The sequence below is a fragment of the Chitinophaga sp. 10T418 genome, from assembly GCF_056394125.1.
In genome coordinates, this window is sequence record NZ_JBFTHG010000002.1 from 626878 (window position 1) to 638770 (window position 11893).

An 11893-nucleotide genomic window follows, 5' to 3' on the forward strand; every position below is an offset into this window, starting at 1 on the left:
CAGTGTTAAGATAATAAATTATTCCACGTATGTCCCTTATAGGGGTTCTTTTACCCAATACCGCGATCCATCTAACTTCTCAAAGCCATAGGTTTCGAGGAAGGGTATTTCTTCCTGAACACACGTCCCCTCTGTCCACATGGCATCTCTGCCCTTGTAAACAGCTAAGCATTTCTCCAGCAATGATATCCGGACATAGGTGTCTGCGTAGGAATGCAGCACAGCAAAAGCAGTTAACTGCACGATCCTTTTATTTTCCAGCGTGACCGGCCGCTCGCCTCCATCTGTCAGGAAAGCGAATCCTGCAGGCTGATCACCCACATATACGATCAGCCATTGACTGGAGAAGCTGTTCATCGTATCTACCAATATCTTCTTTGTGTACTGTCCCTCCGTTACGATGGCCGGATGTTCTGCCATCCAGGTACGCGTGAGATATAACAGGTCATCTATCATCCTGTCTGATGCCACCGCAAACTTTGTAATAATTTGTGTACTCATGTCCTGTCGCTTAAAGAATGAGTTACGAAAGTAGCCGATGCAGAGCCGCCGGGGAAATACAGTCAACAGAAATATAAGCGGTACAGGTTACATGCCTTCCGTGGTTACAAAAGTGCCCACTTTGCGGATAGCGGCTTCTTTGGCAGCCGTATACTTATCTGCAAATACCAGCCGGAAATGCCGGTCGAAAACAGGTGTAAAAGAAAACGCCGACCCTGGAGTGAATCTCACCCCCGCTTTTTCACAATACCGGTAAAATGCGGGCATATCCTGCTGCTCCGGTAACTGTACCCAAAGGTGATAGCCGCCTTGAGCTGCGGATATTTTCGTGCCGGCAGGAAAATGTGCTTTTATCAGCCGCACACTTTGTGCGCATTGTGCTGATAATTGCTGCCGGAAAACACGGAGATGTTTTTCGTAGGCGCTGCTTTCCAGAATTTTCAGCATCGTTTCCTGGTATATCGGGGATACGGCGCTGCCAATAGCAAAACGTATCTGCTCCGCCTGCTGAAAAAAACGGCCCGGCGACAGCCATCCCAGCCTGATTCCAGGCGCCAGCGACTTGGCAAAGGAAGAACAGGTCATCACCCATCCACTGTCGTCAAAAGAACGGATAGTAGTAGGCCGCTGGCCGTTGAAATACAGTTCTCCGTAAATATCATTTTCAATCAACGCAATACCGTTTGTTTGAGCGATCTGCAGCAACAAACGCTTTTGTTCATCAGACATCAGCGCGCCGGTAGGGTTGTGGAAATTAGGCGTCACTACAATCGCCTTAAAAGCATGCAGGGTGCATGCCTGCTGTAATGCAGCAATATCAAAGCCGGTACGCGGACGCACCGGGATTTCCACTACTTTCAGGCGTAATACCCGGATCACTTCCAGCACAGAAAAGATACAGGGACTTTCTATCGCAATCACATCACCCGGCGCACATACGGCGGACAAAGCAATGTACACCGCCTGTAAAGCGCCATCTGTAATGAGTAACTCATTCGATTGTAAACGGGTATTGTAATGCGCGGCACGTTTGGTAATCGCTTCTCTCAGCGCAGCCAGGCCATTGGCGGGATAATATTTTAACAGCGCGGCTCCCTTTTCCCGGATCACCTGCTGCATGGTTTTCAATAACAACTGCTGTGGTAATAACAGGTCACCGGGTGCAGCCACATTGAATTCTGACAGCGCGCTGCGTTGCAGGTTTTCAGAAGTAATCGCTGCCAGGTTATTCCGGAATACCGGATCCCGGATAATCATCGTTTCACTGGCCCTGGGATTGAGCGCCGGCTGAGCCTTCACAAAATAGCCCGACCGCGGCACACTCTCTACCAATCCCTTCAACAACAAATCGTCATAAGCACTTTGTATTGTACTTAAGCTGGTATGGTAACGTTCCTTCAATGCTCTTACAGAAGGTAATTTGTGGCCGGGCAGATACTGCCCGCCACTAATTTTACCTTCAATGTCCCCTGCTATTTCTTCGTATTTATATAGTTTCATCTGTTTATCCGCTACGGTTACCTGATAAAGGTAGGCGAATTATAACAGCTAATTAAACAGTACTTCATCTGCAAATACCCATCCCGGGGATCCCTTGCCGGCATGCCATTCGGGTAGCTTTGCCACCGGTGCCAGTACCACCTTTACACAAGCCAGTGTGGTAAGCGGAAAACTGCATTCAATATCCATGGCGGCGGCAGGATCATCTTTTTTCCCGGCAGCAGGTAAAATACGTTTCAGCAGTTTCAGATGTTGTGCATCTGCGCCTCCCCATATTTCTACTTTGGCAGGGGGGAAAATATACCCGTTAATATTTCGTAAGATACCTACCGAGATGGTTTTCAGTGGAACCGCTTTTTTAAACAACAACACCGCTTCCATAGACGTTCCGTTGTATCCCAGCCACTTCCCGTTGCCCTGGTCCATGCCGCCTTTCTGTCCGTCTGTCAATGTTTTGGCGCCACTACCCGCGTACGTACCGCTGGGTTGAGTAAGCAGCACCACACTGTCAGGGATATACGAAGATTTGTAAAAACTGTATTGTACCGGATCACTCGCATACCAGCCCTGCTTGCAGGCGATCGCACGAATGGTGGTATTGCCTTCCAATAACAGGCTATCTTTAAACACAGGAGAGTTTATACTATCCGGCATTGAGCCATCTGTTGTATAACGTATTTCCACGCCCCTAATAGGATGCTTCAGCAACAACGCTATGCTATTGGTAAAAATCATGGCCGTATTCAGCAACTGAGGCTGATTCAACTTCAGGGGTTGCTTACCATCATCCATAAATCCTTTGATCACTGCTACCTGTTTGAAGACTGTTTGTGCCTGCTGGAGATCTGCTGCCGACAGCGCCGTGTTCCACAGGTACAACTCTTTTAAAGCAGGCGCTTTTTTCAACGCCTGTAACTGTGCCAGCGTAACGGTGGTACCCGACAGAGAAAGACTTTCCAGGTGCGGCAGCCCTGCCAGCGCTGCCAGCGTTTGTCCTTTCAGGTTAGTAAAGCTCAGATTAAGCACCCGCAGCTGATCAAACTGAGATATCGTTTTCAGATCTGCATCCTGTACCGGCATCTTCTGCAGGTGCATTTCAATGATCTGCTTTTTCAAAGGCAACAGCTCTTCAATAGACTTACCGCTGAACTGATCTTTGTTATAGCAATTCACAATCAGTGGTGCAGCATGCAGGGCTATCGGGTAAATAACGCGGTAGTTATTATTCAGTTTCTGTACCAGCTTTTCATCTGCCTCAGCAAAATCATATACCGGCTCTACCTTCGCTGCAGGTTGCAGTATAGTAGCTGCTAAAAGGCGGAGACTGTCATGCACAGGCAATGCGGCCACTTTTGTTTTAAAGTCGGCGCCTGCCTTTATCCAGTAATACAATAATGCGATTTCTTCCGGCGTCAACTGGGGCTTACCTGCGGGAGGCATATGCTTTTTAGCATCTAATGGCATATGCAGTCTCTCCAGCAACAGGCTCACTTCCGGCTTACCGGCTACAAACAGCTTCCCGCTCTTACCTCCTTTCAGAAGCTGTTGAGGTAAGTCCATAGCCAGTTCTCCTTTTGCTTTGCCCGCATTGTGGCAATTCATACATTTTTCTTCCAGCACCGGCTTCACCAGGTGCTCATACACCAGCGCCTGATCAAATGGCACCTGCGGGCCTTTTCCGGCGGGTGTTACCGGCGCCAGTACAAAGTTCTCACCGTGCGTAATATCTGCGCCAAAATGGCCTGTAATGACCAATAGCAGCATCGTGATGGCCACGCCCCCTTTCTGCAGCAATGGACGGGGTATCGCAGACTGCCCCAGCCAGTATAAGGCGGAAGCCAGCCAAAACATACTTACCCCACTCCATTTATGCCATTGCAATATGCCACTACCGTTATACCCTTCCTCTTTAGACAAAAACAAGCCCATGATAACAGTAACGGCTGCACTGAGTGCACCGGCTAATAATAAAACTGCGGTCAGTTGCTGCTTCCAGGATTCCGCGGCAGTCTCACGTAAACGAATAAACGTTAACACGCCGGCAATCATGATCAGTACAATAGGAAAATGCAACAGCAAAGGATGCATGCGGCCCAGTACCTGCAGCCAGGGCGGTAATACCACCTGGTTATTAAAGATCAGTAAAAAGAGAATGAAAATATTTGCTGCAAACAGTATACTACTGCCTGCAGACTGCCACCGAAAACGCTGTTTCAATATCATTACACCCTCCTGAGTTTATAGGGATATACTTTCCCAGCATTCCACTGCGCCACGTATAAATTTTCGTCATTGTCCACACATACATCATGCGGGTGCACAAATATTTTTTCAGCCTGCTGCATCGGCTGCAGCTGACCATTGGTATATACTGGTGCGGTACCGCCAATATTGGAAACTACCTTATTATCCTTGTCCAGCACAGTCACAAAACCGCTGCCATTCAAATCCATATTGGGTGAGCGCAATACGGCTGCATACAGATGATCTCCTTTTATGACCGCACGGCAAACACAAGCCCCTGGCAGTGCAATCACTTCCAGCAACTTTCCGTCCATGCTGAAACGTTTGAAACAGTTACGCGTTCTATCGGTAACAATCAGCGTAGGCGTACCCTGACGATGATCCACGCAGATACCGTGTGCATTGTCCAGGTGTTCATCTCCCGTACCTCTTCCTCCCCAATAACCCAATAGCTTTCCATTGCGGTCGTAGCGCATCACATACTGCGCACCATAACCATCAGCAATGTAGAAATCACCGTTGGCTGCTACCGTGGTTTCAGTAGGTACAAACTCTTCTTTCTTCTTATACACGCCTGTTTCCGCAGGATAATCAATGGTCAGCAGTATTTTACCATCCATAGTAGTTTTATACACCTGGTGTTTTTCCGTATCCGTAATAAACAGGAATTCGGTGCCGTTCTCATTACTGAGCGTAAGACCGTGTGCACCGGGAAATTCATGACCCCAGTTTTCCAGTAATTTGCCGGATTTATTGTAGACGAGAATATTGTTTTTCGTTTCATTGGTCAGCAACAGGATACGTCCTTTTTTGTCCTGCACCATTTCATGGCAATCCTTCACCGGATACCTGCTGCTATCCAGGGTTCCCCACTTGGTATCCAGCGAGTAGCGCATATTATTGTGCCCATATACCGGTCCCTTGGGCTTCGCAAAAAGATCCCGGGAAATGTAAAAGGAGGCGGTTACTAACGCCGATGTCTGCAGGAATTTTCTTCTTTCCATAATACGTTTATTTATCAGGCCATTAATCCCGGTATTACTTTACCGGCAACATCTGTAAGCCGGTAACGGCGACCCTGGTGTTTAAAAGTTAATTTTTCATGATCCAGTCCCATGAGGTGTAAAACAGTAGCATGGAAATCATGTACATGTACGGGATCCTTAATAATGTTGTAACCAAATTCGTCTGTTTCTCCATACACGCCCGGCTTTACGCCACCACCGGCCATCCAGATGGAAAAGCAGCGGGGATGATGATCGCGGCCGTAGTTGTCTGCCGTCATTTTACCCTGGCAAAAATTAGTGCGGCCAAATTCACCGCCCCAGATCACCAGTGTTTCATCCAGCAAACCACGTTGTTTCAGGTCAGTGATCAGCGCCGCGGACGCTCGGTCTACATCTTTCGCCTGTCCGGCCATTTCGTTCGGCAGATTACCATGCTGATCCCAACCCTGGTGATACAACTGGATAAAGCGAACCCCACTTTCAGAGAGCTTCCTCGACAACAAACAGTTAGCCGCGAAAGTGCCTGGTACCAGGCAGTCCGGTCCATAAAGCTTAATGATATCATCTGATTCCTTAGAGAGATCTGTCAGCTCCGGCACCGCCGTCTGCATACGATACGCCATTTCATACTGCTGTATCTTGGTAGCGATTTCCGGATCGCCAAATTCCTTAAACGACTGATCATTCAATGCTGACAACTGATCCAGCATCTGCCGGCGATTAGCCATATCAATACCATCCGGGTTATTCAAGTACAACACAGGGTTTTCACCACTGCTGAACTGTACACCCTGATGAATGCTATCTAAAAATCCATTGGACCATAGTTTGGAATATACGCCCTGCCCATTTCCTTTACCCCTGGAAAGCAACACACAAAAGGCAGGCAGATTTTTGTTTTCACTACCCAAACCATAACTCATCCAGGAGCCAAAGCTGGCACGGTTTCCCTGCTGTGCGCCCGTTTGAAAAAATGTCAGCGCAGGATCGTGATTAATGGCTTCTGTAAACATTGATTTAACAATACAGATATCATCCACTACTTTGGCGGTATGCGGAAACAGGTCACTGATCCAGGCCCTGGACTCACCATATTGTTTGAAGTCGTAGTGAGACCCTACCAGCGGAAACGATGTCTGACCGGAAGTCATCCCGGTTAAACGTTGCCCCATACGGATAGATGGCGGCAACTCCTGTCCCATCATTTCCCGCAGCTTAGGTTTATAGTCGAAGCTCTCCAGCTGAGACGGTGCACCGTTCTGAAACAGGTAAATAATTCTTTTGGCTTTAGGTGCAAAATGCGGCATGCCCGGAATAAACGGGGCTTCTTCTGCACCCGATTTACTAAAGATGTCTGGTATCAGCAAAGACCCCAGTGCCAGACTCCCCACGCCCAAACTTAGTCGTGACAAGAATTTCCGGCGGTTCATATTCAGGTGGCGCTCTATAAATTCGTTTTTCATCTTCCTGTATTTGAAAGGGTGACTGCCCGGTTATGTTTTTGACAATGTTTCTTCCAGATTATAAATAGTGGTGATCACCTGCATCATGGCTGCCCATGAAGCATTATCCAGGTTGGTAGCCATAGGATATTCGCCCTGGTGCAACAGCTTCACCGCGTTTGCCGGTTGTTGTTTGTACAGTTGCTGCTGTTGCTCATAATACTTTTGTAACAGTGCCAGTTCCTGCTGCTGCGGTGTGCGGCAAACAATTAAGCGAAACGCCTGTTCAATATTCCTGGCAGCATTATTATCTTTCTGCAATAGCCGTGAAGCCAGTACCCTGGAGGCTTCCAGCACAGTAGGATCATTCAGCATAATCAGCGCCTGCAACGGTGTATTGGTACTGCTACGTTTCACTTCACACTGATCACGGTTGCTGGCATCAAAGATCATCATCGAAGGCGGAGGAACGGTACGTTTAATAAAGGTGTATAATCCTCTGCGGTAAAGACTTTCACCATGATCCTGTTTATACCTGGCGAGGATACCTCTGCCTGAAGTAGCCATTTCCCATAATCCTTTCGGCTGGTATGGCTTTACACTGGGGCCACCAACGGTGTGTACCAGCAAACCACTGCTTTGCAGTACCAGGTCGCGCACCAGTTCTGCCGGCAGGCGGAAGCGTGGACCACGGGAGAGGTAAATATTTTCCGGATCAATTTTTTGCTTTTCTTTGGATGTCACCGCTGACTGACGATAAGTGGCCGACATCACCATTTGTTTCATGAGTCGTTTTATATCCCAGCCATGCTGCATAAAGTCGGTGGCCAGCCAGTCGAGCAACTGCGGATTAGTAGGCAAATCTCCCTGCATACCAAAGTCGCCCGTACTTTTGACGATGCCTCTGCCAAAGATTTCCTGCCATTGCTGGTTCACAAAAACCCTTGCAGTGAGCGGATTGCGCTTATCAAACAGCCACTCCGCGAGTCCCAAACGGTTAGCAGGGTACTGCTTTATATCGAACGGCAGTACCGAATGCGGTGTTTCCGGCGTAACCTCCAGCGTAGGGTTATCATAGTTACCACGGCCAAGGATATACGTTTTTCGGGTGGTATCCCTTTCACCCATCACAGATACAATCAGTTTATTGGTATCCTGTTTATTGATGAAATGTAATACCCCCTGCAGATCTTCTTTGGTGATCTCCATATACGGCGTCTTGGCGTAGGTTTCAGGACCTCCTACAGTAGACTGCAATCCTACTTCTTTTACATTATTAAAGAAGGCGAAGAGCTCATAATATTCTTTTTGTGAAAAAGGATCATACTTATGATCATGACAGTGGGCGCACTCGATAGTGATGCCCAGCATACTTTTACCAAAGGCGTTCGTCCGGTCAGTCACATACTCTATGCGATATTCTTCATCTATCACACCACCTTCTTCCGTGATTTTATGATTACGGTTATAGCCAGATGCCAGCAATTGTTCGCGGGTAGCGTTGGGCATGATATCGCCGGCCAGTTGCCAGGTAATAAATTCTTTGTAAGACAGGTTTTCATTGAATGCATGAATCACCCAATCACGCCAGGGCCACATAGTGCGGTAGTTATCGTCCTGGTAGCCGTGGGAGTCTGCATAGCGGGCTACATCCATCCAGTGAATGGCCATTTTTTCGCCGTAGGCAGTGTCCTGCAGTAATTCATCCACCATGCGCTCATAACCTTGTGCGCCGGTATCTTTTGCAAAGCGCGCCATCCTTTCTGGAGAAGGTGGCAACCCCGTCAGATCCAGGCAAACGCGTTTCAGGAGTCTTTCATGATCCGCTGCGGGGTTAGGTTCCAGCCCTTTCGTTTCCATGTGCGCTAACACAAACCGGTCTATTTCATTACGCGGCCACTGTGCATTGTTAACGGCCGGCAGTGATGGTGCAACCGGTGCTACAAAAGCCCAGTGAGGCTTGTATTGTGCACCCTGCTTAATCCATTTCTCGATCAGTTTGATTTCATAGCCGGTGAGCGACATATTGGAGGAAGGCGGCGGCATACGCATAGACGTATCTTTGGTGCTGATACGCTGGTATAATACCGATGCCATCGGATTTCCGGGCACCAGGGCATGCGCTCCGGGCGTTTCTCTTAATGCTTTGTAGGCACTGTCTCCAATATCCAGCCGTAATCCGGCTTCCCGCTTATTGGCATCAGGACCATGACAGGCATAGCACTTGTCTGATAAAATAGGACGGATATTAAAATTGTAGTCTACAATTTCAGGTAGTTTTTCTTCCTGTTTATCGGCTGTCCCTCCACTATTACACGCATATAATACAATCAGGAAGCCGACGGTCAGTCTTACATAACGTTGGAACATATCTTTCTTAGTTAAATGTTCATTGCACACTTTATTTTTTGATAATCGCGGTAATTACAAAACATAGCAGGGATACCCGCCGATGATCAATCACTATAGCTGTTGGTTGTTTTTCTTGTTCTTTCGGTAAATATCGGCCATTAACGCATAGGTTTCTGGCACTATCTTGCCTCAAAGTAACACTATTTTATCAATATGTACATACATACCTACAAGAAAGCAAAAAGCTTAAAGCAGAAAGCAAAAAGATACCAAAGCGAACGGGAGCTTTTTGCTTTCTGCTTTAAGCTTTCTGCTAACCATTGGATACCGGCATTTTCACCACCCCTATATACTTTCCATGATGGCTCACGGAAACCGGGCAGCTTTTACMGGTATAACGGTCACGAATAAACGGTATGCCGTATTCATCTTTATAAAATACCTGCGAAGCAGGCAGTATATGTTGCAGATAATCCGGGTAGGAATAATAACGGGTAAAAACAACGCTGTCCTGCAGCAGCTGCGGGCTTTCTGCAGCATGGGTATGAATACAGGAGCCGATCCGGCTACTCTGGAAATAAAAAATCTGTTGCTGGTAAATAACACTACCCGCAACAGTGGCAGGAGAATATGGAGAAAGATAACAGGCAAACTGCTGTGGGGCAAACTTTCTTTCGCGGGTACTTCGGTGAACGATTTTATAAACGGCTTCCTTGCAACTCCACAGCAACCAAAGCATGGTAGCAGGATGGACCGCCTTTTCAATCATATCTTTTTCATGGGACAAAAATAATTTATCCCGGAATCCTTTGCGGTAAATATTGCTTTCGCGCTCCGCCAGGTGAAGGTCTACGATGTCGTTGCCAATCACTTTTCTTTCAGCTTTGCTTCTACAATATCGATAGCAGCCTGCACATTCAGCATACGTTCCATTTCTTCGTTTTGAATAACGATGTCATATTTTTCTTCCACATCCAGTACTACATCTACCAGGTTAGCAGAATTAATTTTCAGGTCGGTGATAAAATCAGTGGAAGCATTGATTGCTGCCAGGGCTTCCTGGTTCTTGGCATAAGGCCGTACTATTTCTCTTAACTGAGCAATGAATATTTCTTGATCCATGTTTAATCGTTTATGGTTGCAGGTATTTTTTCAATATAATACAGGCGTTTACATCTCCAAAACCAAAGCTGGCTTTCGCCACTAAATTTATGTCTTTATACAATAGTTGCTGCGGAATTCTTTCCGGATCCACCAGTGCCGCTATTTCCGGATGAAGGTCTTCACAATTAATATTAGGAAATACAAATCCTTCTTTTAATTGCAGTGCAGTAGCCACCAGCTCAATACTACCGGAGGCACTAAGACAATGACCGACCATCGACTTTAATGCATTGAGATAAGGAAAGTCTTTACCACCACGTTCCAGAGCCGCGCACCAGTTCCTCACTTCTTCTGCATCTTTTCCGGTAGCTGTAAGGTGACCATTAATCAGATCAATGTCGGCGCCCGACACACCTGCCTGTTCCAGTGCGGCTTTGATACAACGCTGTACTGCCATCGGATTGGGAGCTGTCATAGTACCTCCGTTACGCTGACCACCGGAATTAATATTGCCACCTAATACTTCTGCATAAATAGTAGCGTTGCGTTCCAATGCACTTTCCAGCGATTCCAGTAAAAGTGCGCCTGCGCCGCTACCTGGCACAATGCCACTGGCAGAAGCACTCATTGGTCTGGATCCTGCAGCAGGATGCTCGTTATGCTTAAAGGTGCATACTTTCATGGCATCGAAGCCACCCCATATATAAGGCCCGCTATCGCTGGTACTGCCTGCCAGCATACGTTTGGCGTGCCCATACTTAATACGTTCATATGCCATCAATACACTTTCCGCTCCGGTAGTGCAGGCAGAAGAATTAGTGGTTACCTGGTTGCCCAGTCCCAGCTTGCCTCCCAGGAAAGCACTGATACCGCTCGCCATGGTTTGCGTAACGGCGGTGCTGCCTAAACGACGTACCTGCAATTCATCTACCTTATAAATGGATTCACGGAATTTATCTACGCCCGAAGTGCCTGCACCAAATACAGTACCGCTATCCCAATCGGGCACATCTGCAGGAAATGGTAATTGTGCATCTGCCCAGGCCTGCATCCCGGCTATAACACCATAGATGATGCCCGAGCTGCTGAGCTGCTTCAGTTCCAGCTCATCAAAATATTGCTGCTGCAAGGCTACGGCGACTTCTGGTCTGCCTGCAATTCTGCAGGAAAATTGCAACGCAGCCATTTGCTCTTCATAACGGATACCGGATACACCGTTTTTAATAGCATCCCGGAAAGCCGCTACCCCTACGCCATTGGGCGATACTACCCCTAGTCCTGTTATAACAACCCTGTTACTCATTGCTTTTATTAATGATCATGCCTGCTATGATACCATCGCAGACTAACTCACCGGCAGCATTGTGTAATGCCACGCGGCATTTCAATTTATTAAACCGGAAATATATTTTCTCCGCTGTTGCTTTCACGGTTTCTCCGGGGGAAACGGGCAGGTAAAAATCTACCTGTGTGGAAGTCATGGCTACAGTGGGTACCTGTTTACGAACCTCCTCTCTCAATAAATAAATACCCAGGCAAGCCAGGCCAATCTGTGCCATCACTTCTGTCAGCAATACACCGGGGGTAACAGGATAACCTTTAAAATGGCCCTGGTAGCAGGGAAGATCCGCTTTAAATGTATACGTACCGGTTACCTTTTCTTCATCAATATATTCCAGCGCATCCACAAACAAAAAGGGAGTCGCATAAGGTAAATGCAGTAAGATGTCTTCTTTAGTCATA

10 protein-coding genes are annotated in these 11893 nt (G+C 47.4%); all 10 read right to left on the reverse strand.

Translation table 11 applies throughout. The annotated features are described in order from the left end of the window. Window positions 1–36: 36 nt before the first annotated feature. Window positions 37–501 (reverse strand): hypothetical protein, encoded by a 465-nt coding sequence (locus tag AC1DCV_RS06930; RefSeq protein ID WP_477022508.1) that lies wholly within the window; start codon window positions 499–501, stop codon window positions 37–39. 87 nt (window positions 502–588) lie between these two features. Beyond that, the gene (locus AC1DCV_RS06935) at window positions 589–2001 is read right to left on the reverse strand and encodes an aminotransferase-like domain-containing protein (protein ID WP_477022509.1); all 1413 of its coding nucleotides are present in this window, start codon (window positions 1999–2001) and stop codon (window positions 589–591) included. Window positions 2002–2049: 48 nt separating this feature from the next. After that, a complete protein-coding gene (locus AC1DCV_RS06940; RefSeq protein ID WP_477022510.1) occupies window positions 2050–4224 on the reverse strand; it encodes an FN3 associated domain-containing protein in 2175 nt (724 codons plus the stop codon). Further along, window positions 4224–5249: an NHL repeat-containing protein gene (locus tag AC1DCV_RS06945; protein ID WP_477022511.1), complete on the reverse strand. Its 1026-nt coding sequence runs from the start codon at window positions 5247–5249 to the stop codon at window positions 4224–4226. Before AC1DCV_RS06945 ends, AC1DCV_RS06940 begins: the two co-directional genes overlap by 1 nt. A 14-nt stretch (window positions 5250–5263) precedes the next feature. Continuing rightward, window positions 5264–6715: a DUF1501 domain-containing protein gene (locus tag AC1DCV_RS06950; protein ID WP_441575504.1), complete on the reverse strand. Its 1452-nt coding sequence runs from the start codon at window positions 6713–6715 to the stop codon at window positions 5264–5266. 30 nt (window positions 6716–6745) lie between these two features. Then, entirely contained in the window at window positions 6746–9064 is a 2319-nt protein-coding gene (locus tag AC1DCV_RS06955) for a PSD1 and planctomycete cytochrome C domain-containing protein (RefSeq protein WP_477022512.1), read from the reverse strand. Between the two features lie 295 nt (window positions 9065–9359). Then, window positions 9360–9917, reverse strand: coding sequence for a 4'-phosphopantetheinyl transferase family protein (locus AC1DCV_RS06960; RefSeq protein ID WP_477022513.1), 558 nt, complete (start codon window positions 9915–9917; stop codon window positions 9360–9362). Further along, window positions 9914–10168, reverse strand: a complete 255-nt coding sequence (locus AC1DCV_RS06965) for an acyl carrier protein (protein ID WP_477022514.1) — start codon at window positions 10166–10168, stop codon at window positions 9914–9916. Before AC1DCV_RS06965 ends, AC1DCV_RS06960 begins: the two co-directional genes overlap by 4 nt. Before the next feature lie 10 nt (window positions 10169–10178). Continuing rightward, on the reverse strand, window positions 10179–11453 hold the full coding sequence (locus tag AC1DCV_RS06970) for a beta-ketoacyl-[acyl-carrier-protein] synthase family protein (RefSeq protein ID WP_477022515.1): 1275 nt from the start codon (window positions 11451–11453) through the stop codon (window positions 10179–10181). Beyond that, complete coding sequence (locus AC1DCV_RS06975) at window positions 11446–11892, reverse strand: 3-hydroxyacyl-ACP dehydratase FabZ family protein (RefSeq protein WP_477022516.1); 447 nt, start codon at window positions 11890–11892, stop codon at window positions 11446–11448. The genes AC1DCV_RS06970 and AC1DCV_RS06975 overlap by 8 nt, the downstream gene beginning before the upstream one ends. Window position 11893 lies beyond the last annotated feature (1 nt).

Excerpts from the sequence above, each read along its gene's own strand:
- AC1DCV_RS06950 (WP_441575504.1), bottom strand. The coding sequence starts at position 6,715 with ATGAAAAACGAATTTATAGAGCGCCACCTGAATATGAACCGCCGGAAA.
- AC1DCV_RS06955 (WP_477022512.1), bottom strand. The coding sequence starts at position 9,064 with ATGTTCCAACGTTATGTAAGACTGACCGTCGGCTTCCTGATTGTATTA.
- AC1DCV_RS06970 (WP_477022515.1), bottom strand. The coding sequence starts at position 11,453 with ATGAGTAACAGGGTTGTTATAACAGGACTAGGGGTAGTATCGCCCAAT.
- AC1DCV_RS06935 (WP_477022509.1), bottom strand. The coding sequence starts at position 2,001 with ATGAAACTATATAAATACGAAGAAATAGCAGGGGACATTGAAGGTAAA.
- AC1DCV_RS06965 (WP_477022514.1), bottom strand. The coding sequence starts at position 10,168 with ATGGATCAAGAAATATTCATTGCTCAGTTAAGAGAAATAGTACGGCCT.
- AC1DCV_RS06930 (WP_477022508.1), bottom strand. The coding sequence starts at position 501 with ATGAGTACACAAATTATTACAAAGTTTGCGGTGGCATCAGACAGGATG.
- AC1DCV_RS06945 (WP_477022511.1), bottom strand. The coding sequence starts at position 5,249 with ATGGAAAGAAGAAAATTCCTGCAGACATCGGCGTTAGTAACCGCCTCC.
- AC1DCV_RS06940 (WP_477022510.1), bottom strand. The coding sequence starts at position 4,224 with ATGATATTGAAACAGCGTTTTCGGTGGCAGTCTGCAGGCAGTAGTATA.
- AC1DCV_RS06975 (WP_477022516.1), bottom strand. The coding sequence starts at position 11,892 with ATGACTAAAGAAGACATCTTACTGCATTTACCTTATGCGACTCCCTTT.